The organism is Rhizobium sp. BR 250 (assembly GCF_047445855.1).
Classification (GTDB): domain Bacteria; phylum Pseudomonadota; class Alphaproteobacteria; order Rhizobiales; family Rhizobiaceae; genus Agrobacterium; species Agrobacterium tumefaciens_I.
In genome coordinates this window covers 209758-234362 of record NZ_JARWKW010000002.1, presented here as the reverse complement: position 1 = coordinate 234362, position 24605 = coordinate 209758, and the positions used below count along the sequence as shown (strand labels likewise).

Annotated in this window: 28 protein-coding genes; 12 read left to right on the top strand and 16 right to left on the bottom strand. The window is 60.7% G+C overall.

Features of this window, described 5'->3' with window-relative positions; genetic code table 11:
• Positions 1-2 precede the first annotated feature (2 nt).
• Genes QD336_RS04205 through QD336_RS04190 form a run of 4 tightly spaced genes read right to left on the bottom strand, consistent with a single transcriptional unit; the run spans position 3 to position 2842 of the window.
• Positions 3-938: a histone deacetylase family protein gene (locus tag QD336_RS04205; RefSeq protein ID WP_499169511.1), complete on the bottom strand. Its 936-nt coding sequence runs from the start codon at positions 936-938 to the stop codon at positions 3-5.
• Between the two features lie 25 nt (positions 939-963).
• Positions 964-1527 (bottom strand): biotin transporter BioY, encoded by a 564-nt coding sequence (locus QD336_RS04200; protein WP_269342270.1) that lies wholly within the window; start codon positions 1525-1527, stop codon positions 964-966.
• Positions 1528-1532: 5 nt separating this feature from the next.
• Complete coding sequence (locus QD336_RS04195; RefSeq protein ID WP_499169510.1) at positions 1533-2165, bottom strand: energy-coupling factor transporter transmembrane component T family protein; 633 nt, start codon at positions 2163-2165, stop codon at positions 1533-1535.
• Entirely contained in the window at positions 2162-2842 is a 681-nt protein-coding gene (locus tag QD336_RS04190; protein WP_499169689.1) for an energy-coupling factor ABC transporter ATP-binding protein, read from the bottom strand. The genes QD336_RS04195 and QD336_RS04190 overlap by 4 nt, the downstream gene beginning before the upstream one ends.
• A 279-nt stretch (positions 2843-3121) precedes the next feature.
• On the opposite strand from QD336_RS04190, the gene QD336_RS04185 reads away from it, so the two are divergent.
• Positions 3122-4315 carry a winged helix-turn-helix domain-containing protein gene (locus tag QD336_RS04185; protein ID WP_499169687.1) on the top strand — a complete coding sequence of 398 codons (1194 nt, stop codon included), beginning with the start codon at positions 3122-3124 and terminating at the stop codon, positions 4313-4315.
• A 261-nt stretch (positions 4316-4576) separates the two neighbouring features.
• Here QD336_RS04185 and ribB read toward each other — a convergent pair whose 3' ends face one another.
• The gene (ribB, locus tag QD336_RS04180; protein ID WP_499169509.1) at positions 4577-5677 is read right to left on the bottom strand and encodes a 3,4-dihydroxy-2-butanone-4-phosphate synthase; all 1101 of its coding nucleotides are present in this window, start codon (positions 5675-5677) and stop codon (positions 4577-4579) included.
• A gap of 11 nt (positions 5678-5688) precedes the next feature.
• Positions 5689-6786 (bottom strand): chorismate synthase, encoded by a 1098-nt coding sequence (gene aroC / locus QD336_RS04175; protein ID WP_499169508.1) that lies wholly within the window; start codon positions 6784-6786, stop codon positions 5689-5691.
• 439 nt (positions 6787-7225) lie between these two features.
• Here aroC and QD336_RS04170 point away from each other — a divergent pair, with 439 nt between their 5' ends.
• Complete coding sequence (locus QD336_RS04170) at positions 7226-7486, top strand: DUF1344 domain-containing protein (RefSeq protein WP_269342274.1); 261 nt, start codon at positions 7226-7228, stop codon at positions 7484-7486.
• A gap of 258 nt (positions 7487-7744) precedes the next feature.
• On the opposite strand, the gene QD336_RS04165 is transcribed toward QD336_RS04170, so the two are convergent.
• The 4 genes from QD336_RS04165 to QD336_RS04150 all read right to left on the bottom strand — a co-directional run bounded on the left by QD336_RS04165 (position 7745) and on the right by QD336_RS04150 (position 11095).
• Positions 7745-8338: a histidine phosphatase family protein gene (locus tag QD336_RS04165; RefSeq protein ID WP_499169506.1), complete on the bottom strand. Its 594-nt coding sequence runs from the start codon at positions 8336-8338 to the stop codon at positions 7745-7747.
• A gap of 30 nt (positions 8339-8368) precedes the next feature.
• The gene (fabI, locus tag QD336_RS04160; protein ID WP_003521090.1) at positions 8369-9187 is read right to left on the bottom strand and encodes an enoyl-ACP reductase FabI; all 819 of its coding nucleotides are present in this window, start codon (positions 9185-9187) and stop codon (positions 8369-8371) included.
• A gap of 131 nt (positions 9188-9318) precedes the next feature.
• Positions 9319-10434 carry a DnaJ C-terminal domain-containing protein gene (locus QD336_RS04155; RefSeq protein WP_499169505.1) on the bottom strand — a complete coding sequence of 372 codons (1116 nt, stop codon included), beginning with the start codon at positions 10432-10434 and terminating at the stop codon, positions 9319-9321.
• Positions 10435-10645: 211 nt separating this feature from the next.
• Positions 10646-11095: an RT0821/Lpp0805 family surface protein gene (locus tag QD336_RS04150; protein WP_331284189.1), complete on the bottom strand. Its 450-nt coding sequence runs from the start codon at positions 11093-11095 to the stop codon at positions 10646-10648.
• Between the two features lie 56 nt (positions 11096-11151).
• On the opposite strand from QD336_RS04150, the gene pdxH reads away from it, so the two are divergent.
• Complete coding sequence (gene pdxH, locus QD336_RS04145) at positions 11152-11772, top strand: pyridoxamine 5'-phosphate oxidase (RefSeq protein WP_269342277.1); 621 nt, start codon at positions 11152-11154, stop codon at positions 11770-11772.
• 30 nt (positions 11773-11802) lie between these two features.
• Here pdxH and QD336_RS04140 read toward each other — a convergent pair whose 3' ends face one another.
• Positions 11803-12582, bottom strand: a complete 780-nt coding sequence (locus QD336_RS04140; protein WP_499169503.1) for a sulfite exporter TauE/SafE family protein — start codon at positions 12580-12582, stop codon at positions 11803-11805.
• 153 nt (positions 12583-12735) lie between these two features.
• On the opposite strand from QD336_RS04140, the gene QD336_RS04135 reads away from it, so the two are divergent.
• On the top strand, positions 12736-13041 hold the full coding sequence (locus QD336_RS04135) for a pyrophosphohydrolase domain-containing protein (protein ID WP_269342279.1): 306 nt from the start codon (positions 12736-12738) through the stop codon (positions 13039-13041).
• Between the two features lie 11 nt (positions 13042-13052).
• On the opposite strand, the gene QD336_RS04130 is transcribed toward QD336_RS04135, so the two are convergent.
• The 5 genes from QD336_RS04130 to QD336_RS04110 form a co-directional block, all read right to left on the bottom strand.
• Positions 13053-13430: a hypothetical protein gene (locus QD336_RS04130; protein WP_499169501.1), complete on the bottom strand. Its 378-nt coding sequence runs from the start codon at positions 13428-13430 to the stop codon at positions 13053-13055.
• Positions 13431-13535: 105 nt separating this feature from the next.
• Entirely contained in the window at positions 13536-14210 is a 675-nt protein-coding gene (locus QD336_RS04125) for an HAD family hydrolase (RefSeq protein WP_499169499.1), read from the bottom strand.
• A gap of 6 nt (positions 14211-14216) precedes the next feature.
• The gene (locus QD336_RS04120) at positions 14217-14654 is read right to left on the bottom strand and encodes a bleomycin resistance protein (RefSeq protein ID WP_269342444.1); all 438 of its coding nucleotides are present in this window, start codon (positions 14652-14654) and stop codon (positions 14217-14219) included.
• A 356-nt stretch (positions 14655-15010) separates the two neighbouring features.
• A complete protein-coding gene (gene tldD / locus QD336_RS04115; protein ID WP_499169497.1) occupies positions 15011-16426 on the bottom strand; it encodes a metalloprotease TldD in 1416 nt (471 codons plus the stop codon).
• An 82-nt stretch (positions 16427-16508) separates the two neighbouring features.
• Positions 16509-17033 carry an invasion associated locus B family protein gene (locus tag QD336_RS04110; RefSeq protein ID WP_269342283.1) on the bottom strand — a complete coding sequence of 175 codons (525 nt, stop codon included), beginning with the start codon at positions 17031-17033 and terminating at the stop codon, positions 16509-16511.
• Between the two features lie 432 nt (positions 17034-17465).
• Here QD336_RS04110 and coxB point away from each other — a divergent pair, with 432 nt between their 5' ends.
• The 8 genes from coxB to QD336_RS04070 all read left to right on the top strand — a co-directional run bounded on the left by coxB (position 17466) and on the right by QD336_RS04070 (position 24546).
• Entirely contained in the window at positions 17466-18329 is an 864-nt protein-coding gene (gene coxB, locus QD336_RS04105; RefSeq protein WP_442864895.1) for a cytochrome c oxidase subunit II, read from the top strand.
• A 16-nt stretch (positions 18330-18345) separates the two neighbouring features.
• A complete protein-coding gene (gene ctaD / locus QD336_RS04100) occupies positions 18346-20061 on the top strand; it encodes a cytochrome c oxidase subunit I (protein WP_269342285.1) in 1716 nt (571 codons plus the stop codon).
• Between the two features lie 391 nt (positions 20062-20452).
• Positions 20453-21406, top strand: coding sequence for a heme o synthase (locus tag QD336_RS04095; protein WP_499169495.1), 954 nt, complete (start codon positions 20453-20455; stop codon positions 21404-21406).
• Complete coding sequence (locus QD336_RS04090) at positions 21406-21537, top strand: cytochrome c oxidase system small membrane protein (protein ID WP_499169494.1); 132 nt, start codon at positions 21406-21408, stop codon at positions 21535-21537. The genes QD336_RS04095 and QD336_RS04090 overlap by 1 nt, the downstream gene beginning before the upstream one ends.
• A gap of 30 nt (positions 21538-21567) precedes the next feature.
• Positions 21568-22185, top strand: a complete 618-nt coding sequence (locus tag QD336_RS04085) for a cytochrome c oxidase assembly protein (protein WP_499169492.1) — start codon at positions 21568-21570, stop codon at positions 22183-22185.
• Between the two features lie 61 nt (positions 22186-22246).
• Entirely contained in the window at positions 22247-23122 is an 876-nt protein-coding gene (locus QD336_RS04080) for a cytochrome c oxidase subunit 3 (protein WP_269342290.1), read from the top strand.
• A gap of 292 nt (positions 23123-23414) precedes the next feature.
• Positions 23415-23801 carry a DUF983 domain-containing protein gene (locus QD336_RS04075; RefSeq protein WP_499169490.1) on the top strand — a complete coding sequence of 129 codons (387 nt, stop codon included), beginning with the start codon at positions 23415-23417 and terminating at the stop codon, positions 23799-23801.
• Between the two features lie 10 nt (positions 23802-23811).
• Complete coding sequence (locus tag QD336_RS04070) at positions 23812-24546, top strand: SURF1 family protein (RefSeq protein WP_269342445.1); 735 nt, start codon at positions 23812-23814, stop codon at positions 24544-24546.
• Positions 24547-24605: the final 59 nt, after the last annotated feature.

The window sequence follows — 24605 nt, the reverse complement described above, 5'->3', positions numbered from 1 at the left end:
GTTCAACCCTTCATCATTCTCAAAATATGCATGGCTGCCGATTCCGCCAGCCCTTCCAGATCATAACCACCTTCAAGCAGGCTGACGACCCGGTTCGATGCGTATTTGTCGGCCATTTCCAGAAGCCGGCCCGTCGCCCAGTCGAAATCCTCGCCCACGAGATTGATCTGCGCCAGCGGATCGCGGTGATGCGCATCGAAACCGGCGGAGATGAGGATGAGATCGGGCGAAAAATCGGCGATCGCCGGCAGGACGCGGGATTTGAACGCCTCACGGAAATGCTCGCTGCCGGTATTGGGCGAAAGCGGCGCGTTGACGATGTTGTTCTTTACGCCGGTCTCGTTCTTGTCACCGCTCCACGGGTAAAGCGGCATCTGGTGGGTGGAACAGAACAGCACGGAGGTATCGTTCCAGAAAATTTCCTGCGTGCCGTTGCCGTGGTGCACGTCCCAGTCGACAATGGCGATGCGCTCCGCCCCATGGGCCTTCTGCGCATGGCGGGCGGCGATGGCCACATTGTTGAAAAGACAGAAACCCATGGCCTTGGCGGTTTCGGCATGATGGCCGGGCGGGCGGGCGGCGACGAAGACATTGTCGGCAGCACCGGTAAACACATCATCCACTGCCGCCATGGCAGCACCGATGCCGGTCAGCGCCGCCTGCAGGCTTTTCGGCGAAACGTAGGTGTCGGCCTCGATGCGGTTGATCTCGCCTTCCTCTTCGGGCACCTGCCGCATGACGGCAAGAAGATGCTCTTCCGGATGCGCCAGAAGCACCGCATCCTCATTGGCCTGCGGCGCCTCTTTCCGGATCAGCCGTTCGAAATTCGGGTGTTCAAGCGCGATGTTGAGTGAGCGCAGCCGGTCCGGCCGCTCGGGGTGGCCTTCGGGCGTGATGTGCTCCAGGAAGATCGGATGTTCGTATAAACGCGTCGCCATTCTTTTCCTCCCGAAGAAAGTGTGTTCAGGCGCGCTGCGGCAGAAGCGGATAACCGGCCATTACGGCGCGGCCGGCCAGCGCCGCAAGTACGGCCTTCAGCGCATCGCCCGGAATGAAGGCGAGCGAGCCCATGAAGGCCTTTTCGAAACCGAGCCCGACGACCAGCGCCAGATAGGTGATGCCGAAAGCATAAAGCACGACGACGCCGCCAATCAGGCTGGCGACGAAGAAACCGACGCCCTGCGCCAAAGCCGACTGGCCGCGATGGACGAATTTTTCCGAGAGAAAGCCCGTCACGAAAACGGCCGCGATCCAGCCGATCAGGAAGCCCGTCGTCGGTGTGGTGAAGATGGAAAGGCCGCCGCGTCCGCCCGAGAGCACCGGCAGGCCGATGGCGGCGATCAGGATCGTCAGCAGAACCGCGAGCGTGCCGCGTTTTGCCCCCAGCACGACACCGGCCAGCATGACGCCGAGCGACTGCGCGGTGATCGGCACCGGAATGAAACCGAGGGTGATCGGCGGCAGAAGCCCGAGTGCGATGATGATGGCGGAAAACAGCGAAATCAGCACAAGGTCGCGGGTCGTCATGGCGCTCAAAACTCCGGATGGTTGTCTGGCGCCAAGCTTTGGCCTCTGAAACCGCGCGCGTCAATGGCGTCGGCAATGGCATCGGCATCCTTCAACGTCATAATGACGAGCGGCACGATGATGGTGGCCATCCGCACGGGCAGGCCGCGCGCCCGGTGTGCGTCGCGCACCGCATGGTAACGGTTGACGATCTCCGGCACGAAGCGCACGACGAGCCCGACCGCAAGCCCGATATCGGCGGCTTTCACCAGCCCCAGCCTTTCGAGCGGTGCCGCGGCACGGGTAATCTCATCCATGAATTGCGAAATGCTGACGGTGATGGTGACGGCGGTGGCGAGAAACGCAAGCGCCGTGAGCCGCAGAAGATTGACGCTCGCATCCTGGGCCGGCAGCAGCAGATAGCTGAAGGCGGCAACAAGGAGGATGGTCAGCATCACCGGCCGCAGCCGCAGACCGATTTCGCGGAAAGAAAGCCGCGTCTCACGCAGGATGAGGGCAGCGAGCCCCACGGCGCTTCCCAGAAGCAGCAGGTCACGGGTAAGGAACAGCGCGATGCTGAAGCCCATGAGCGTCAGGAGCTTGATGCGCGGCGAGACGCGGTAGAGCCAGCCGGTGCCTTCCACATGCAGCGATTTCATCGCGACACCGCCGCGAGATACCGCGCGACCGCTTCTTCGGGGCCGGCGTCGGCAATCAGGGCGCCCTCGTGGAAAACCAGCACGCGGTCAAAACCTTGAAGCAGCGGCAGGTCGTGGGTGATGACGATCAGCGACTGCGACAGCGCGGCCATGGTTTTCTCGACGATTGCCCGGTTTTTGAGATCAAGCTGATTAGTCGGCTCATCGAGAATGAGGATTTGCGGTTCGGTAACCAGCAGGGCCGCCAGCGCCGCAAGCTGCAGTTCGCCGCCGGAAAGCTCATGCGCGCGCCGTTCCTCGAGATGGGAAATAGCGAGCCGGGCAAGAACGGCCTTCACGCGACTTTCGGTTTCCCCCTTGCCGATGCCAAGCCGCTTGAGGCCGAAGGCGATATCGTCCCGCACGATCGGCAGGATGATCTGGTGCTGCGGATTCTGGAAGATGAAACCGACCGTCTGGAGGACCGCTTTTGCGTCTTTCACGGTGTCGAGCCCGTTGACCGACACCTTACCCTCGTTCGGCTTCGTCAGCCCGTTGATCAGCCGCGCGAAGGTGGTCTTGCCCGAGCCGTTGAGGCCGATCACGCCGATGCGCTTCTCCGTCAGCGTCAGAGACAATGGCCGCAAGGCCTGCCGGCCCTCGAAGGCGACACCTGCGGCGTCGAAACGGATTCCCAAGTTTTCCATGCTTTCTCGCATAATCCACGGCGCAACGATTTCCTAGAGCGAACCGCACTGCTTTCATCATCCCGGCCTTGAGCCGGGATCCAGCCGACGCGCGTCGACGCGGCGGAAAGCGTCTTTTCAACCCAGGGACTTGGGCTGGCTGGATACCGGCTCAAGGCCGGTATGACGGGAAGCAGCGGGCATGACCCCGATCCCATCATCAACAGAAGTGAAATAAAGAACAAAAAAAGAACATTGCAATCGCGAAAAAGCCGTTCTACCTTCCCCTCCATGACGATCAAGGTTTCGAACGAAGCGGCAAGGCGGATTTTTCTGGCGCGGCAGGGGCTTTCCTCTCCGCCCGGCAAGGCGCTTTCCAAGGACGGGCTGCTGCAGCTCATCACCGATATCGGTTTTGTGCAGGTGGACAGCATCGGCACGGTGGAGCGCGCCCACCACCAGATCATCTTCTCCCGCAACCAGACCTACAGGCGAGGCCATCTGACCACGCTGCTGGAAAAGGACCGGGCGCTGTTCGAGCACTGGACGCATGATGCTTCCATCCTGCCGACGGAATTTTACCCCTATTGGAAACACCGCTTCCGCCGCCGCGAGCCAATCATTCAGGAGCGCTGGCGCAAATGGCACGGCGAGGGTTTCGATGCGGCTTTCGGCGAAACGCTGGAGCGCATTGCCGCCACCGGCCCGGTTCTGGCGCGGGAGCTGAAGGAGAAGGGGCATCAATCCGGAGGCTGGTGGAACTGGCATCCGTCCAAGACGGCACTCGAATATCTCTGGCACACCGGCAAGCTGGCGATTGCCGGCCGTGTGAATTTCCAGAAGGTCTATGATCTGGCCGAACGGGTCATTCCCGGCGAACATCACGAAACCGAGGTAGAGCACGCCGAATTCGTCGACTGGGCCTGCCGCGAGGCGCTGAAGCGGCTGGGTTTTGCCACCCACGGCGAAATCGCCGCCTTTTTTGATCTCGTCACCCCGCAGGAGGCGCGGGACTGGGTCAAGAACCATCGCGGTGAATTATGTGAGGTCTCGCTCCTCTCCAGCGATGGCGAGAGTGCCCGCCCGTCCTATGCCTTTGCCGGTTTCACCGCAGACCTTTCCGACGTGCCGGAACCCTCCGCCCGGGTTCGTGTGCTGAGCCCGTTTGATCCGCTGTTGCGTGACCGCAACCGCACGGAACGGCTGTTCGGTTTCTATTACCGCATCGAGGTCTTCGTGCCGGAGCCGAAGCGGCAATATGGCTATTATGTTTTCCCGCTTCTGGAAGGCGACCGGCTGATCGGCCGCATCGACATGAAGGCGGACCGCAAGCGCAGCACGCTGGATGTGCGTCGCCTGTGGCTGGAGCCCGGTGTGCGCGCCTCCGCCGGACGGCTGGAGAAGCTCGACGCGGAACTGTCGCGGCTTGCGAAGTTTACGGGAGTGGAGAGCGTGACTTATCTGGAGGGGTGGCGGGAGGAGTAGGGCGGTCGCTCTATCGCAACGTCATCCCAGCCCTTGAGTCAGGACGAGAGCACGGCATTGGCGGCATATTTCTTCTCCCCGCCGGGGAGAAGGTGGCCCGAAGGGTCGGATGAGGGGGCAGCTTGCGATCTATCGCTGACCGCGCCCCCTGATCCCGCTGCCGCGGACTTCTCCCCCTCGGGGAGAAGAAACAAGCGGTACCCGATCGCTTCATATTCACCGACGGGCGGATTGATGCTCGTCCTCAGTGAAGCTTAGAAATCACCCGATATCCGTCGCAGAAATCTTGATGCCGAACCCTTCGAGGCCGACATAATGGCGCTCGCGGGTGGTCATCAGCTTGATGGAGCTGATGCCGAGGTCTTTCAGGATCTGTGCGCCGAGGCCGATTTCCAGCCATTCATTCTCGCGCGAACGGGCCTGCGCATGGGCCTCATCGGGATCGCGTGCCTTGCGGCGTCCGGCCACCTGGCCAACGCCGACGGAGCCTTCGCGCAGATAAACGATGACGCCGCGGCCTTCCTCGGCGATTTTCTGCATGTAATGCCGCACCGGCTGGCGATCGCCGAACACGTCGTCGGCCACGTTTTCCGGATGCAGGCGCACGGGAATGTCGATGCCGTCGCGAATGTCGCCGAAGATCACCGCCATATGCTGCATCGGATCCCAGGGCAGGGAATAGGTGTGCGCCTTGGCAGGGCCGAAGGGCGTTTCGATGGTGAAGGAGGATTCCAGTTCCACCAGCGTTTCCTTACGCTGGCGATAGGCGATGAGATCGGCGACGGAGACCTGCTTGAGCTGGTGCTTTTCCGCAAAGGCGGAGACCTGCGGTCCGCGCGTCACGGTGCCATCATCATTGACGAGTTCGCAGATGACGCCGATCGGCGGCAGGCCGGCGAGCTTGCAGAGGTCGACCGCCGCTTCCGTATGGCCGGAGCGCATCAACACGCCGCCTTCGCGGGCGATCAGCGGGAAAATATGGCCCGGCCGGGTGAAATCGGCAGCGCCGACATTCGGGTTGGCGAGATTGCGCACCGTCAGGGTGCGGTCATCGGCGGAAATGCCTGTCGTGGTGCCGTGCTTGAAATCGACGCTGACGGTGAAGGCCGTCGTATGGGCGCTGTCATTTTCCGCCACCATGGCATTGAGGTTCAGCCGCTTGGCTTCTTCGCGCGGCATGGGCGCGCAGACGATGCCGGAGGTGTGGCGCACGATGAAGGCCATCTTTTCCGCCGTGCAATGCACCGCCGAAATGATCAGGTCACCTTCGTTCTCGCGGTCGTCATCATCGGTCACGACAACGATTTCGCCGGCTTCGAAAGCGCGGATGGCGTCGACGACGCGTTTCTGGTCGTAAGCCATGGTGGTCCCCCTTATTTCAGTCGGCCGGTCTGGCCACGGTCTCTCAGGTAATGGTCGGCAACGGTGCAGGCGACCATCGCTTCACCGATCGGCACGGCGCGAATGCCGACGCAGGGGTCGTGGCGGCCCTTGGTGCGCACATCGACATTGTTGCCGTCGGTATCGATGGACAGGCGCTCCGTCAGGATGGAGGAGGTGGGCTTGATGGCGAAGCGGGCGATGACCGGCTCACCGGTGGCGATGCCGCCCAGAATGCCGCCGGCATGGTTGGAAAGGAAGATCGGCTTGCCGTCATTGCCCATGCGCATCTCATCGGCATTTTCCTCACCGGAAAGCTCTGCCGAGGCAAAACCTTCGCCGATTTCCACGCCCTTGACGGCGTTGATCGACATCAGGCTGGAGGCGATATCCTGATCGAGCTTGGCATAGATCGGCGCGCCGATGCCGGCCGGAACACCTTCCGCCACCACTTCGACCACGGCGCCGATTGAGGATCCGGCCTTGCGGATGCCGTCGAGATATTCTTCCCACACCGGTACCATGGAGGCATCCGGGCAGAAGAACGGGTTCTGGTCGACCTGGTCCCAATCCCAATTATTGCGGTTGATTTTGTGTTTGCCGATCTGCACCAGCGCACCGCGGACATTCAGGCTCGGCACCACCTTGCGGGCGATTGCGCCGGCGGCGACACGCGCCGCCGTCTCGCGCGCCGAGGAGCGCCCGCCGCCGCGGTAGTCACGAATGCCGTATTTCAGGTCATAGGTGAAATCCGCATGGCCGGGGCGGAAACGCTTGGCGATCTCACCGTAATCCTTGGAACGCTGGTCGGTATTTTCGATCAGCATGGAAATCGGCGTGCCGGTGGTCGTCATCGTCTCACCGTCCTCATCCAGCATCACGCCGGAGAGAATCTTGACGATGTCATCCTCGCGGCGCTGGGTCACGAAGCGGCTTTGGCCGGGCTTGCGCTTGTCCATCCAGTGCTGCACCTCGGCAAGGGTAAACCGGATGCCGGGCGGGCAGCCATCCACCACGCAGCCAAGTGCCGGCCCGTGGCTTTCTCCCCAGGTGGTAACGCGAAAAAGATGACCGAAACTGTTATGCGACATAGTTCTCAAGACCGGAAACAGGGCGCCTGTGGACGGCGCCGTTTAAAACAAGCGGATTTGTCTTAGTGGAAAATCCGGGCAAGGCAAAAGCCTTTCTTTCATCGCAAACGGGATAAGCAGGTGACGTACCGTTCACGACTTGGGAACGGACGAAAAACGACAGTCCCGGCCATGGGCGGTGAAAAGTGATTCGACCGTATCGACTGGGTTTTTTCGAGATGACGAAATTGTAAAAGAGCTGAGGTTTTCCACCTTAAACCGGAGTTTTCCAATATTGCCGGGAAATGCGGTGTAAAAATCACTAACGGCTTGAACGTGATCCCAAATCCGTTCATCAATTGGGCCGAAAATGTCATGGTTGCGGGCAATTTCCGCCACATTCGAAAGGCAATTCTTCATGCATGTAAGGTTTTCACGCAAATCCACGAAAGCTAGATCGATGCGTATGATGATTGCCGCCCTTCTGGCCGCCACCAACCTCCTGATGCCCATCAACAGCTTCGCCCAGAGCGTCGATGTGGAAGGCACGATCAGCAAGATCGACGCGAATGGCCTGAGCATTACGCTGAGCGACGGCAAGACCTATCGCGTGCCGGAAGAGTTCAATTTCGAAGGTCTGAAGGCGGGCGTGAAGGTCGTGGTTTTCTACACGGAAGTGGATGGAAAACGCGTGGTCGACGATCTTCAGGTCGTGCAATAAGGCTTGGCCCTCCTGCTTAACCCTTATGTCAAACGTTCGTTGTGAAACGAGCGTTTGCATCCGTTTCTTCTCCCCGCCGGGGAGAAGTCCGCGGCAGCGGGACGAGGGGGGCAAGGGTAGAGATGTTCGGAGAGCTTGCCCTCTCGTCCGACCCTTCGGGCCACCTTCTCCCTGGGGGAGAAGAAACGAGCGGCAAGGCCCTGCCAAAATACAAGCGTCTCAAGGAGGACGATGCGGAGGGTTATGTTCCGCGATTTCTCACGAAATCCACTCCGCACTATTCCCATCGATCTCGACCCTCAAAATCCGGTCCTGGGGAATCTGCGTTCTCGACGCCTCATCCTTGTCCATACCTGAAACAAGCCGGAAGATTGAGCGGATGACGCCGCCGTGGCAGACGCAGACGGTTGGCCTTTCCACGGAAGAAAGCCATGCGCCGATGCGCCAGGAGAGGATTTCATAGCTTTCGGCATCCTGGCCGGGGGGAATGAAATCCCACTTGTTGGCCTTGCGTGCCTTCACCCGGTCGGGAAATTCCTTCTTCAGCTCGGGCAGGGTCTGCCCTTCCCAGTCGCCGAAGGAAACTTCGATCAGGCGGTCGTCGGTGCGGTAGGCCTTGGGATCGAGACCCATCGCGTCGCGCATCAGTTCCATGGTCTCGCGCGTGCGCCCGAGCGGGCTTGCCACATAGTCGAAATCCATGGCTCGTTCGCCCAGAAGGCGGGCGAGAAGCATGCCATTGCCGACCGCCTGCTGGCGGCCGAAATCATTGAGCGGAATGTCCTTCTGGCCCTGAAGCCGGCGTATCGCATTCCAGTCCGTTTGTCCGTGCCGGATCACATAGACGAGCAAGGCGATACCCCGTTTTCAAACTTCGCAGGCTTAGTCCTTCACGACCGAAATGTCAGGCGCATCCACCGCCTTCATGCCGATGGTGTGATAACCGGAATCGACATGGTGGATTTCGCCGGTCACGCCGGTCGAAAGGTCGGACAGCAGGTAGAGTGCGGACTTGCCGACTTCCTCGATGGAAACGGTGCGCTTCAGCGGCGCATTATATTCGTTCCACTTCAGGATATAACGGAAGTCGCCGATGCCGGAAGCGGCAAGCGTCTTGATCGGGCCGGCCGAAACGGCGTTGACGCGGATGCCGCGATTGCCGAGGTCGACGGCGAGATAACGCACGCTGGCCTCGAGAGCGGCCTTGGCCACGCCCATCACGTTGTAATTCGGCATGACCTTTTCGGCGCCGTAATAGGTGAGCGTGATGATCGAGCCGCCATCATTCATGACCGGCTCTGCGCGCTTGGCGACGGCGGCCAGCGAGAAGACGGAAATGTCCATGGTGCGGTTGAAGTTGTCGCGGCTGGTATCGAGGTAACGGCCGGTCAATTCGTCCTTGTCGGAGAAAGCGATGGCGTGCACGACGAAGTCGATCTTGCCCCAGTGCTTTTCCAGCCCGGCAAAAACCGCATCGATCGTCTCGAGATCGGTCACGTCACAGTGGCCGGCCATGAAGGCGCCCAGTTCCTGTGCCAGAGGTTCGACACGCTTCTTCAGCGCGTCGCCCTGCCAGGTCAGCGCAACTTCCGCGCCCGCGTCGGCACAGGCCTTGGCGATGCCCCAAGCGATGGAACGATTATTGGCGACACCCATGATGAGGCCGCGTTTGCCAGCCATGAGGCCGGATGCCTGAGCCATTTTATGCTCCCTAGTACTTTTGATCGGTCCTGCCTATGGCATAGGCTGCAATCCTGTTCAAGATTGCCAAAGATCATCAACTGTTAGGGAACGTAACAAAGGGTGCGTTGTCCCGGCTATTCGCAAAACTTTCACAAATAAAGGCCTTCGCGCATGTGCCGCATCAGGTCGGTCACCTTTTCATCCGGCTTTTCGAGCAGGATGATGCGCAATTCGATGACGAGATCACCCCTTCCGCCCTCGCCATCGGCAAGGCCCTTGCCGGCGAGCCTCAGCACGCGGTCCGAGCCGGACCAGGCCGGGATGGTGATGTTTTCCTCACCGAGCGGTGTTCCGACCTTCGTTTCGCAGCCCAGAACCGCGTCGCTGAGCGAAATCGGCAAGGTGGTGTGAATATCGAAGCCACGCAGGGAAAAGGCATCGTCGCGGGCGGCCAGCAATGTCACGGCAAGATCGCCGCGCGGCACATTGGCAAGCTTCAGCCCCTGTCCCTTCAGCCGCACGACGTGCCCGTCCGTCATGCCGGCTTCGAGCTGGAAGCGGATCTCGCGTTCGTCGGCAAGCGACACGGTGATCCACCGGTGCTCTAGGAGATCGGCGACGGTGACGGTGGCCTCCGCCGTAATATCCGGCGCCTTTTCCGCAGCGGGCTGCGCGGGGCGGAAACGACGCACGAGAGCGTTGAAGAGATTGGCGGCCAGCGAAGCGGGTGCTGTCCTGTCATCGCCTGTGCCGGGTTGGATGGGTTCGCCGGCGGCGGGTATGTCGCCTTTCGCGGAACTCGCCGCGGCCTTCGCCGCTTCCGCAGCCTGCTGCACCTTGGGGTCGTTCTGCGCTTCCGCACCAAAGATCCGCTCGACGATATCTTCGGCGGTTTCCGCCTTGGCGTCGGTTTTCTGGCCGGTCTGTGCCCGGTTGCGGGCATCCGCGCGGGCCAGTTCCTCCATCAGCTTTTCTGCGGCCTTGGCGCGCTCGGCGGCCTCGCGGGCGGCTTCCCGCTGCTGCATGATGGTCTGGTCGCGCTGCTTCTTCTCGGCCGCCTTGCGGGCCTGATCGTAAAGATCGCGCTTCCTGGGGTCTTTCAAAAGGTCATAGGCCTGGCCGATCTCGGCGAATCGCGCCGAAGCATCGGGATCGTCGCGATTGGCGTCCGGATGGACGGTTTTCGCCTTCGTGCGCCAGGCGGCCTTGATTTCCTCGTGGCGGGCGTCACGTTTCACGCCAAGGATCGAATATGGATCGCGCATGCGAAACACCAGTTACGTTGGCTCAGGCGCTGCCGCCCTTCATGGCGCAATCCTGAAACTAACCCCTCCGAAAAGGGGTGCCCGCGATCATTCGCCTGCACGCCCTCGGTTTAATCAACGTCGACTGTTGCAATAAGTTGCTAATCACTCCTTTACGGAGGAAGCGCGCCGCACCCGGGCCGGCTCTATTCCATGTACCAAGGTAAATAGATTATTTCTGCTCGAAGCGGGTCAGCAGCCATTCGCCGGTTTCCGACAGGCAGGCCTGTCCGGAATAGCTCGCCACGCCATCGAAGGAGTGGCGCGTCGTCCTGAAATCGCGGCAGACGAAACCGCTCGATTTGTCTTCGTGAATGGCGGTAACGACGCCGGCACTACCGGTGGCGGCATTGGCCCAGGGCAATGGCTGGTCGGCGAGCTTGGCGAGATCGGCCGACGTCACGGCGTTGCGGATCGTCGCATCGTCCGTCTGCGGTGCATTGTTCGGCTGGTTGGGAACGGAAGCCGTGGAAAGCGAGCGGTCGACCTTGTCGCCGCCGAACAGATCGAGGCTGACGCATCCGCTCAGCACCACAAGCATTGACACGACGGCGGAAACTTCCGCTATCGACGAAAGGAGGCCCTTTGTTCGACTGTTCGACTTTGCTATGACGGTCACCATCTTTCGCCAGAGATCATCTCTGGGGTCCAAATCAGCTCGGGAGCATTTTAGTCAATATGTCGGAAACGGGGTTAACATCCAGTGACTTCACGGAAGAAAATGAACCGTTCACGCTTTTTGCCGAATGGCTGAAGGATGCAACGGCTTCCGAAATCAACGATCCGAACGCGGTTGCGCTTGCCACTGTGGACGAAAATGGCCTGCCGAATGTGCGTATGGTGCTGCTGAAAGGCGTCGATGACCGCGGCTTTGTTTTCTACACGAATTTCGAAAGCCAGAAGGGTCAGGAGATCCTCGGTCAGAAAAAAGCGGCCATGTGTTTCCACTGGAAGAGCCTTCGCCGGCAGGTGCGTCTGCGCGGCGAGGTGGAGATCGTCACCGACGAGGAGGCGGACGCCTATTATGCCTCACGCCCGCGCGGCAGCCGCATCGGCGCCTGGGCGTCCAAGCAGTCGCGGCCGCTGGAAGGCCGTTTCGCGCTGGAAAAAGCGGTGGCCGAATATACCGCCAGATATGCCATCGGTGAAATTCCGCGTCCGTCCTACTGGTCCGGTTTTCGTATCCGCCCGGTCAGTATCGAATTCTGGCACGACCGCAAGTTCCGCCTGCATGACCGCATCGAATTCCGTCGCGAGACGCCGGACGGTGCATGGTCCAAGGTCCGCATGTATCCTTAAGGGCCATCAGGGCAGGCCGTCACGGCCTGCCTATTTCAGCAGCGAATCAAACAGCGGCAGGCCGATCACGGCGGAAATGGCGATCAGCCCGTAGCAGATGCGCCGGAAAGCCGCTTCGTTGGCAAGCCCGTGCAGTCGCGCGCCGGCATAAAGACCCGCCGCATAAAAGGGCAGCGCCAGCAGGAAAAACACGAAGACTTCCACGGTGAACAGGCCACTGACAAAATAGCTGGCGATGGAAAACACTGTCGAAACCGCGAAATAAAGAATGACATTGGCGCGCACGAAAGCGCCTTTCAGCGCCCCGCCCAGCCAATAGGCGACGACCGGCGGGCCACCCAGTTGCGCAGCCCCCGAAAACAGCCCGGCTAGAAGCCCGGTGGAAAGAGTGAGCGGCGTTTTCGGCCGACCGCTGTAACGCCAGCCGGACACCAGAAACACCAGCAGCACCACGACCACGCCGGAGATGAGCCAGCGCAGGGTCAATGGATCACCCTTCGAAAGCAGCATGGTTCCAAGCGGCACGCCGACAAAGGCACCGGCCGCCATGGTGAAGACCTCGCGCCGGTCCGCCATGCGAAAGGCGGGCGGAATCATGCCGAGCGTCAGGACGCCGTCCACCACCAGCAGCACCGCCGAGGCGATACGCGGCCCGACGATGGCGCTCGCCAGCGGAATGAAGATGAGCGCTGCACCAAAACCGGAAAAACCGCGGGCAAGGCCGGCAAGACAGGCAGCGGCGGCGAACATGGCGAGCAGCATCGGACTATGCGCGGTGATGAGCGATGAGAAAAAATCGAGATGGGACATGGGGGACGGCACGGTTTCGAATAGCTCTTCATTAATCCCGGCTGCGGGGGCTGTCGCGGAAATTCTCTTTCGCGGTAATCGCGCCGTCCTTTCGAATCGACGTTGCCCGAGAATCATGATTAGAGTTGTAGCGCACGAACAAAGGATGAACAAATGCTCTCTGCCCTGATGCACCGGTTCGAGGCCGCCTCGCAGAAATATGCCGATGACAACGGGATCGCCCGTGATCCGGACTGGTACATGCTGAAGCTTCAGGAAGAGGTGGGCGAGGTCACGCAGGCCTGGAACAGATTGACGGGGAGGGGACGCAGCAAAGGCAGGAGCGAAGAGGAGATGAAACGGGATCTGGCCGATGAGACAGCCGATCTCCTCGGCCATGTGCTGTTACTTGCGCATCATAACGGTCTTGATATCGAAGGATCGATCGAGCGGAAGTGGCGCTTCAAGCCACAGGTCTGACGGTTTTGCCATCATGAGAGCGAGACAACAAAGAACAGAATTGCAAGAACCGCGGATATGGGCGTCATGACCCTCCGCTCCGCGCGGCTTCGCGACATGGCGTTCAACCCGATGCTTACCGCGAGAGTGCAGGCGATGGTCCAGATGCCGGGCTCGATCCATGCTCTTGGCCAGAAACTGACGAAACCTGCCTTTTGCAGCAGAAAAGAAGCGGCAATGGCATAAATCGGCACAGAGGCCACGCTGGCGATGCGCTGCATGGCGGGCAGAACTCTGTATTCTCCGCCCCAGGCGAAACGACCGAAGGGCGCACCGGCCGCAAGGGCAATCTGAAATACGGAAAGAGCGAGCAATATAAATGTTGCGAACGATACGGCGAGAAGCTGCATGACCCCTCCGTTCATGGGTCGCGACAATGAATTCGAACAAACCGGCCCCCAGCCGATATGGGTTTCACCATAAGGGCCTATGGCTAAAGGCATGTGACGTGGTTTTCAGGTCTTTGGAAGCGGCAGCTTTTGCAGCAGGTCCGCCACCGCATGCAGGTCGCTCGCAACGGCAATGCATTTTTCCCGCATTTCATCGGTCGGCGGTGCGACATCCGGCACCATGATGGTCATCATGCCTGCTGAGGAGGCGGAGCGGACGCCGGAATAGGAATCCTCCAGCGCCAGGCACAGGCGAGGCTCAAGCGTTAGCCGCCGCGCGGCGGTGAGATAGGGCATGGGTGCGGGTTTCGGCTCGGTATAATCGCCGCGCGCGACGATGGTGTCGAAACGCCTGAGAAGATCGTAAGGGCCGAGATGGCGCGTCACCGAATCGTGCCGTGACGAGGTGGCGATGGCGCGGCGGATATCGAGCCTGTCGAGAAGATCGAGGATTTCAACGACGCCGGGTTTCAGCGCCACGCCATCCGCCATCATCAGGCCAAGATGCCGAAGCCAGGCGTCCCGGAAGGCCTCGATCGGAAAATCCGCGCCATAATCGGCAAAAATGGTGCCGGTGATCACATCCCACGGGCTGCCGCAGACCTTCTGATAGGTCTCGACCTTCATGCCATGGCCGCCTTCCTCGGAGGCCGCCAGAAACGAATCGCGATAGAGCCTCTCGCTTTCGATCAGCAATCCGTCCATGTCGAACACCACTGCGTGCGGCAGAAAGGGCAGCATGGTCGCTCAACCGAACCGGAAGGGGCGTTCGCCGAGGCTTTCGAACGGGCGGATCAGATACCCGTCCGGATCGGCGACGATGAATTGCCGGTTGCCCACTTCAACCGTGCCGCGCCTGTACCATTTTTCCTCCGGCGGCATCACGAGACCGATCGAGGATCGCTCCAGCCGGGAAAGAATGGGTTGCAGGGAAGGAACGGCGAGCTGCAGGTTCATGCCGCGGCCAAGCGGCACGTCGAGCGCGGCATTGCCCGCCACGAAGGTCCGGGTTGCGCCGATCTGGTCGATCATCAGCTGCGCATCACCCAGCGCCAGATAGGCGAAACCCTCTTCGGGGCGTTCATAAGCCACGTGGAAACCGATGAGATCGCAATAAAAGGCGCGGCTCTTCTGCCAGTCGCTGACGGCAAGTTCAGGAACGAGGGCATTTCGTATGATGGTCAGGGTCTCCTTTGTCGCGCAGGCCCCGGCGATGGGAGGATGGCCCGCCATAAACGGTGATCTTAGCGTCTTCCGGGCGACACGCCAGAGGAAACCTCATCATGGCAGCCATGTGCGGGGCTGTGGGCTGGGGGTGACCGAGACCGGTTCCACTTTTCTTGCAGCCGCAATTCTCCGTGCCGTCATGCCGGACTTGATCCGGCACCCCCCAGCCAGCCCGGGCCTTTGGGCTGGAAGGACCCCTCTCGCCGCGTAGACACGCGGGGCCGGATTCCGGCTCGAGGTCGGAATGACGGATATTGGTTTCGCCACATGACGACACAGGCCGCAGTGCGAGCCGTAGCTGCCGGCCGAAAGCCCTACGCCTTCGTGCCACCCACGGTGATCTGGTCCATGCGCAGATGCGGCTGGCCGACACCCACCGGCACCCATTGCCCGGCCTTGCCGCAATTGCCGATGCCGGTATCGAGCTTGGAATCATTGCCAATCATCGAGACGCGCTTCATCGCATCCGGGCCGTTGCCGATCAGCATCGCGCCCTTCACCGGCGCGCCGATCCTGCCGTTTTCGATGAGATAGGCCTCGGTGCAGCCGAACACGAATTTGCCGGAGGTGATGTCCACCTGGCCGCCGCCGAAGGAAACGGCATAGATGCCCTTCTTCACGGAGGCGATGATTTCTTCCGGCGTCTTGTCGCCCGACAGCATGTAGGTGTTGGTCATGCGCGGCATCGGCACATAGGCATAACCCTGGCGGCGGCCGTTGCCGGTCGCTTTCGCGCCCATCAGCCGGGCGTTCTGGCGGTCCTGCATATAGCCCACCAGCCTGCCATTCTCGATGAGTACATTATATCCCGATGGCGTGCCTTCGTCGTCCACCGTCAGCGAGCCGCGGCGGCTGTCGATGGTGCCGTCATCCACGACCGTCACGCCCGGTGCTGCCACCATCTCGCCCATCAGGCCGGCAAAGGCCGAGGTCTTCTTGCGGTTGAAATCGCCTTCCAGACCGTGGCCGACCGCCTCGTGCAGCATGACGCCCGGCCAGCCGGAGCCGAGCACGACATCCATGGTGCCCGCCGGCGCATCGATGGCGGTGAGATTGACCAGCGCCTGCCGCAGCGCTTCATCCGCACCGCGCTGCCAGTTTTCCGTGGTAATGAAATCGCCGAAGCCGACGCGGCCGCCAATGCCGTAGGAGCCGCTTTCCTGCCGGTCGCCTTCGCCCGCCACCACCGAGATGTTGATGCGGGTCATGGGGCGGATGTCGCTGACCCGATGACCATCGGCGCGCAGAATATCCACGACCTGCCAGCTGGCGGAAATCGTCGCCGTCACCTGCCGCACCTTGTCGTCCCTGTCGCGCAGATAGGCGTCGATATCGGTAAGCAGCTTCACCTTCTCCTCGAAGCTCGGGCTGCCAATCGGGTTCTCGTCACCATAAAGCTTCTTGTTGGTGCGCTGGGGGGCGGCGGCATAGGAGCCGGAATAACCTCGGGTAACGGCACCGACCGCATCCGAAGCGCGCTTCAGCGCGCTTTGCGAAAGCTCGCCCGCATGGGCGTAACCCACCGTCTCGCCGGCAACGGCGCGCAGGCCAAAACCCTGATCGGTGTTGAAGGAGCCGCCCTTCAGGCGGCCATTGTCGAAGGTCAGCGATTCGGCCTGGGCATGTTCAATGAAAAGCTCGCCATCATCGGCCCCGGCAAGCGCCTCGCCAACGAGCTTGCGCAATTGCGTTTCATCGCAATCGAAGAGTTTTACAAGGTCGTCGGTCATCTCAGGCTCCAGTCATGATCGTTCATGACCGATTTAGGCACTGGAGCGGGCAGACGCAAGGCTGCCCTTTACCAACGATGCCTCAGGGAAGTGCGTCGTAGCCCTCGGCAAAGCCGGAAAGCTCGATCGGAATGCCGACCCGGTCCTGATCGACGGATTCGCGCAGCGCAAAGACAGCGTTCTTGCCGGCGCGCAGCACCTTCAGCAGCTCGTCGTCAATATCCACTTCCACATAGCAGCCTTCGGAGAAGCAGCGGGTGAAATAGGCGCGGCCGATATTGTTATTGTCGATATAAAGCTCCATGCCATCCTTCAAAAGCACGCCGAGCGGCGCGAGGATGCGCAGGATACGCGACTTGCGGTCGGCGGTTTTCAGAACCACCACCGAAAGGCCGACTTCCGGGCGGTCATCGGCAATCACGTTTTGCATCAGCGCGCATTGTTCTTCTGATGCGCCGGCCGGCTTGTCGCAGATGACCGACCATGCCCCATGCGTCGACTTCGGCGTTCCGGGCTGCTGCTGTTGCGCCAGCGCCGCAGCGGCGGGGGCGATGATGGCAAGACCGGCGGCGGCAAGAAAAGTGCGCGCGAGCGGGGAAAGACGCATGGATACCTCTGGGATTCGAATCAGTGCGGCTATTTTGACGCCATAATCCGGAAAAAAAAGCCTTGAGCCTTCAATTCCAGCGGAGTTGGGCGGAAATAGGACCTGTTGGCCTGCGCAGGCGTCCAGTTTGCCGGGCGCGTCATTTGTTATCCGGCGATGAAACCGGCTGGAGGACGGGGCTTTGTCGCATTTGGGATGTTCGAAATCGCGTTCGGCCGGTCAGCTTGAACATAGGGTGCGGGAAAGTCGACCGTGGATTGATCAATGGCAAAATTGGGGCGCATCCGTGTCCCGACGCATATTGCGGCAGAGGGCAAACTGTGGTTTGAAGTTAGTACCATTAGCATGGATTCTGCGTCTGTGATTGATCTAGATCAGACGCGTGAGGGAGAGGGTACCGTGAGGAATAGGATTTACGCAGCACTGGCGGGGATGACCTGTCTGCTCACGGCTGTCGGCGCCCACGCCGATCAGCCGGTGCATTGGCAAATGGGCATGCAGGAGGCAGCCACGCCGATCATGCACGAAATACGCTGGTTTGAACAATATACACTGTGGTTCATCATTCCGGTCACGCTTTTCGTTCTTGCGCTGCTCATCATCGTTGCCTTGAAATTCCGCGCCGCGAAAAATCCGGTGGCGTCCAAGACCAGCCATAACACGGCGATCGAGGTGGTGTGGACGCTCGCGCCGGTGCTCATTCTCCTGTTCCTTGCTTTCCCTTCGTTCAATCTGTTGAACGCGCAGCTGACGCAGCCGGAAAACCCGGACCTGACGCTGAAGGCGACCGCCACGCAATGGCTGTGGAGCTATGAATATGCCGCCGCCGAGGGTGCAGAGCCGCTCTCCTTCGACAGCTATCTGCTGAAGGATCAGGACCGCGCCGCCGCCGGCAAGGAAGACAAGGCCCGTTATCCGCGTCTTCTCGCTGTGGACAATGAAATGGTCGTTCCCGTCGGCAAGACCGTTCGCCTTCTGGTGACGGCGGCTCCGACGGATGTGATCCACGCCTTCGCCATGCCCGCTTTCGGCGTCAAGATCGATGCCGTTCCGGGCCGCCTCAACGAAACATGGTTCAAGCCGGAGAAGGAAGGCCTGTATTACGGCCAATGTTCCGAGCTTTGCGGCAAGGACCACGCCTTCATGCCGATCGCCATTCGGGTGGTTTCCGAACAGCAGTACAACGCCTGGCACGCCGCCGCCGCTTCTGACCTGAACGGCGCGAACCGGGCGCTGATGGCCGCAGTCGATGGCGCTCCGCGCACCGTCGACGTTGCCGCCAACGAAACCAACTGACTCTGGAGTGAGGACAATGGCTGGACCTTCCGCACACGACGATCATCACTCGCATGGTCATTCCGCACATGATGGGCACGCTCATGACGACCATTCGCATGATGCACATCATTCCCATAAGCCGGGCTTCTTCGCCCGCTGGTTCCTGTCGACCAACCACAAGGACATCGGCACGCTCTACCTGATCTTCGCGATCATTGCCGGCATCGTCGGCGGCGGGCTTTCCGTCGTCATGCGCATGGAGCTTCAGGAGCCGGGCATCCAGATCTTCCACGGTCTGGCATCCATGGTTTACGGCTTCGAGGGTGATGCTGCCATCGATGGCGGCAAGCACATGTTCAACGTCTTCACCACCGCGCATGCGCTCATCATGATCTTCTTCATGGTCATGCCGGCGCTGATCGGCGGTTTCGCCAACTGGATGATCCCGATCATGATCGGCGCTCCGGACATGGCTTTCCCGCGCCTGAACAACATCTCCTTCTGGCTGATCGTTCCGGCCTTCATCCTTCTCATCCTCTCGCTCTTCGTCGAAGGCCCCGCGGGTGCCTATGGTGTGGGCGGCGGGTGGACCATGTATCCGCCTCTATCGACCAACGGCATGCCGGGACCGGCGGTGGATCTGGCGATCTTCGCGCTGCACGTTTCGGGTGCGTCGTCGATCCTCGGTGCGATCAACTTCATCACCACCATCCTCAACATGCGCGCTCCGGGCATGACGCTGCACAAGATGCCGCTTTTCGCCTGGTCGGTTCTCGTCACCGCATTCCTGCTGCTGCTTTCGCTGCCGGTTCTGGCGGGCGGCATCACCATGCTCCTGACCGACCGCAACTTCGGCACGGCATTCTTCTCGCCGGAAGGCGGCGGTGACCCGATCCTTTACCAGCACCTGTTCTGGTTCTTCGGCCACCCGGAAGTCTACATCCTGATCCTGCCGGGCTTCGGCATCATCAGCCACATCGTGTCCACCTTCTCGAAGAAGCCGGTCTTCGGTTACCTCGGCATGGCCTATGCCATGGTCGCCATCGGCGCCGTCGGCTTCATCGTCTGGGCACACCACATGTACACGGTCGGCCTGTCGCTCGAAGCGCAGCGTTACTTCGTCTTCGCCACCATGGTCATCGCGGTGCCGACGGGTATCAAGATCTTCTCGTGGATCGCGACCATGTGGGGCGGTTCGCTGACCTTCTCGACACCGATGGTCTGGGCGATCGGCTTCATCTTCCTGTTCACGGTCGGTGGCGTCACCGGCGTGCAGCTCGCCAATGCCGGTCTCGACCGTTCGCTGCACGACACCTACTACGTCGTGGCCCACTTCCACTACGTTCTGTCGCTCGGCGCCGTCTTCGCGATCTTCGCCGGCTGGTATTACTGGTTCCCGAAGATCAGCGGCTACATGTATAGCGAGTTCCTCGGCAAGCTGCATTTCTGGGTCATGTTCGTGGGTGTGAACCTGGTGTTCTTCCCGCAGCACTTCCTCGGCCTTGCCGGCATGCCGCGCCGCTACATCGATTATCCCGATGCCTATGCCGGCTGGAACATGGTATCGTCCTACGGTTCCTATATCTCGGCCGTCGGCGTGCTGATCTTCCTCTTCTGCGTCTGGGAAGCCTTCGCCAAGAAGCGGATCGCCGGCAACAATCCCTGGGGTGAAGGTGCGACGACGCTCGAATGGCAGCTATCCTCGCCGCCGCCATACCACCAGTGGGAACAGCTTCCGCGCATTCGCTGATGCGCGGGCCGGAAATCGCGGGCAAGGCTCGCGAGTTCCGGTTGCTGAAAAAGAGGGACGGCGCGGTTCGGTCCGTGCCGTTTCCCGAACGGGCAGCTTCTCCTGCCGCGTGACATTTTGTCCAAGCGATGCCTGCCGTCCGACGTGATACATGCCCCCGGACGTGATAAATGCCAAATCTGGCCTTTATGAAAAGCAAGCGCAGACGAATGGCGGCGGGGTGCGGCGAATGGCCGGCACATGCTGGCATCGGTTTGGTCCGATGCCCTCCCTGCCAGGACATTCGGGACCGATGAATTGACGCATCGCGCATGCCGGAAATCACATTCGTTTTTCGGGCCGGTGCAAGGGATGTCGCCGCAGGCGGCGTCCGAAGGAAACAGGACAGGAAATGACCGTTATCGACAATCGCGAACTGCTGGGCGAAAAAGGCTCCGAACTTTCGGAAGCCGGCGCACGCGATTATTTCGAGCTGCTGAAGCCGCGCGTCATGTCGCTTGTCGTCTTCACGGCCTTTGCCGGCCTCGTGCTGGCGCCGGGAGAAATCAACCCGATCCTCGGCATCATCGCCATTCTGTGCATCGCGGTCGGCGCCGGCGCCTCCGGTGCGCTCAACATGTGGTACGATGCCGATATCGATGCCGTGATGAGCCGCACCGCCAAGCGGCCGATCCCGTCGGGTCGCGTTGCGCCGGGCGAGGCGCTGGCCTTCGGTCTGACGCTGTCGGCCTTCTCGGTGGTCATCCTCGGCCTTGCGGTCAACTGGTTCTCGGCCGGCCTGCTCGCCTTCACCATTTTCTTTTACGCCGTCGTTTATACGATGTGGCTGAAGCGCTCGACACCGCAGAACATCGTCATCGGCGGTGCCGCCGGCGCTTTCCCGCCCATGCTCGGCTGGGCCTGCGTCACTGGCGGCGTTTCGCTGGACAGCATCATCCTGTTCCTCATCATCTTCCTGTGGACACCGGCGCATTTCTGGGCGCTGGCGCTGTTCAAGATGCGCGATTACGGCGCCGTCGGCATTCCGATGATGCCGAATGTGGCGGGTGAGCGCTCCACCAAGAACCAGATGATCGTCTACGCGGTGCTGACCGCGGCGGCGGCTGTTGCGCCTTATTTCACGGGTCTGGCGAGTGTCGGTTATGGCATTTTCGCCGCCGTGCTGAGCGCGATCTTCGTCTACTGTTCGTTCGATGTCCGGCGCATGCCTGAAGGCGACGAGAAGATGTTGCCCGCCAAGAAGATGTTCGCCTATTCAGTGCTTTATCTCTTCGCTATTTTCTCCGGCCTTCTGGCCGATCATTTCGCGCCGGCCCTGAAGGCCGTGATTTCGGGAGTCCTGTGATGGAAACGGTGGAACTGAGCGCGGCACAGAAAAAATCGAGACGCGGGCGCAATATCGCGCTGGGCGTCGTGCTTGCCGGTCTGGTGGTGCTGTTTTACGTCATCACCATCATCAAGATCGGCTCACATTGATCGTCTGAGCGCAGGAGAGGAGGGGAGGACATGGCGAATATGGAAGCAGAAACGACGCGGGCCGGTACGCAGCGGGTGAGCAACCGCTCCATCCTCGTGCTCTGCCTCGTATTTTTCTGCGGCATGATCGGCATGGCCTATGCCGCCGTGCCGCTTTACAGCCTGTTCTGCCGTGTCACCGGTTACAACGGCACGACACAGCGTGTGGAGCAATATTCCGACATCATTCTCGACAAGACCATCAACGTCACCTTCGACGCCAATACGTCGAACGGCCTCAACTGGGATTTCCGCCCTGTCGACAAGATGGTCAAGCCGAAGATCGGCGAAACGATACAGGTGACCTTCAAGGCGACCAACCGTTCGCCTGTGGCGACCACGGGCACGGCGGTCTTCAACGTCACGCCGATGGAAGCCGGGGCCTATTTCAACAAGGTGGAGTGTTTCTGCTTCACCGAAACGACGCTGCAGCCGGGCGAAACGCTGGAAATGCCGGTGGTGTTTTTCGTTGATCCTGACATCGCCACGGCGCGCGAGACCAAGAGCATTCATACTTTAACGCTGTCCTATACGTTTTATCCGGCCAAAACCGAAAAACCGGTTGCGTCCTTGCCGGTAAAAACTGAATCTGGCGAAAGCAAACTGTGAGAGGAGGTCTGGCCTTTTCGTTAAGGCCGGATCAGGGAAGAGACATTCGGGGATTGTCGCAATGGCAGATACGCATCAGAAGAACCACGACTACCACATCATCGATCCAAGCCCATGGCCGCTTCTGGCCTCGATCGGCGCCTTCATTCTGACCTTCGGCGGCGTCTGTTACATGCGTTTCCTGTCGGGCGGCTCCTTCAAGCTGTTCGGCGCGGAACTGGCCAATCCCTGGCTGTTCTATATCGGTCTCGTCATCGTGCTTTACACCATGTATGCGTGGTGGTCCGACACGATCAAGGAAGCCCATGAGGGCAACCACACCCGCGTCGTCTCGCTTCACCTGCGTTACGGCATGATCATGTTCATCGCCTCCGAGGTGATGTTCTTCGTCGCGTGGTTCTGGGCCTATTTCGATGCCAGCCTGTTCCCGAGTGAAGCCATCCAGGCGTCGCGCCTGCAATATACCGGCGGGCAGTGGCCGCCGAAGGGCATTGAGGTCATCGATCCCTGGCATCTGCCGCTCTACAACACCGTCATCCTGCTTCTGTCGGGCACCTGTGTCACCTGGGCGCACCACTCCCTGCTGCACAATGACCGCAAGGGCCTGATTACCGGCCTGCTGCTCACCGTCGCGCTCGGCATCCTGTTCTCCACCGTGCAGATTTACGAATACATGCACGCGCCGTTCGACTTCAAGAACTCGATCTATGGCGCCACCTTCTTCATGGCCACAGGTTTCCATGGTTTCCACGTCTTCGTCGGCACGGTCTTCCTGCTGGTCTGCCTGTTCCGCGCCATTGGCGGCGGTTTCACGCCCAAGCAGCATTTCGGTTTCGAAGCGGCTGCCTGGTACTGGCACTTCGTTGACGTCGTCTGGCTGTTCCTGTTCTTCGCCATCTATATCTGGGGTGGCTGGGGCGCGCCGGTGCATGGCTGATTGCCTACGGTAGTGGATTGAGGTCCAGGCAGGTTATCTGCCTGTGAAACGAGAGGGTGCGGTTTGTCGCCTTCTCCCCGCCGGGGAGAGGGTCGCGACAGCGGGGTGAGGGGGGAGAGGTCTCCGAATTCCGGCAGCGTCGCCCCTCATTCGACCCTTCGGGCCACCTTCTCCCCGGCGGGGAGAAGAAACAAGCCGCAAAACCGGGCGGAAGACGATGCCTTGGTTGAGGCGGTCTTCCAACAGACTCGACGTCATTCTCGGGCTTTGGGCAATTTTGCGGGAGGTCGTCATGTCTGAACCATCAAACGGCAATTTCGCGCCGGTCGATCCCATCAAGGTCGGGCTGAAGGGCTGCTGCCCGCGCTGCGGCAATGGCCGGCTGTTCGACGGTTTTCTGAGCATAAAACCCAGCTGCAGCGCCTGCGGGCTGGATTATGGCTTTGCCGATGCGGGGGATGGTCCGGCCGTCTTCGTCATGCTGATTGTCGGTTTTCTGGTGGTCGGTCTGGCGCTCTGGGTCGATCAGCGTTTTGCCCCGCCCGTCTGGGTGCATGTCATGCTGTGGTTGCCGTTTACGGTGATTGTCTCCCTCGTGCTGCTGCGCAAGCTGAAAGGGATCATGATTGCGCTGCAATACCGCAACAATGCAAGCGAAGGCAGGCTTGATCGTGAATGACGTGTCTCACATGAAGGCTGCGGAACGGCGGGTCTGGTTCGCCGCGCCGCTGGTGCTGCTCGCGCTTGCCATTCTTCTCGGGCTCGGCACCTGGCAGGTGAAACGGCTCTACTGGAAAGAGGCATTGCTGGCCGATATCGAAGAAAGGCGCAGCGCAAGTCCCGCCACGCTTTCAGATATCGAGGCCATCGCGAAAAGCGGCGGTGATATCGAATATCGCCATGTCAGCCTCTCCGGGGTGTTCGATCATGCCCGCGAGCGGCACTTCTTCGCCACCCATCAGGGCCAGACCGGTTATTATATCTATACGCCGCTGATGCTCGCCGATGGCCGCATGGTTTTCGTCAATCGTGGTTTCGTGCCCTTCGAGATGAAGGACCCGGCCAAGCGGCCCGACGGGCAGGTGGCCGGCGCGGTGACGATCACCGGGCTGGCGCGCGCGCCGCTGGTGGCAAAACCCTCCTCGCTTTTGCCGGACAATGATATCGCCAAGAATATCTTCTACTGGAAGGATCTGGCGGCGATGGCGTCCAGCGCAGCGGTCCCGTCCGACCGGCTGGTCAAACTCTTCGTGGATGCAGACAATGCGCCCAATCCCGGCGGCTGGCCGCAGGGCGGTGTGACGCTGATAGATTTGCCCAACAATCACCTGCAATATGCGATAACGTGGTATGGTCTGGCGGCGGCCCTTGTCATCGTCGCCGGTTTTGCCTATTTCCGGAACGGTAAGGCGCAGGGCGAATAAAGCCCGCCCCGTCCGGTAAGGCAGGCTATCGGGCAAGACCAGGGCGCTGGCCAAGGAGC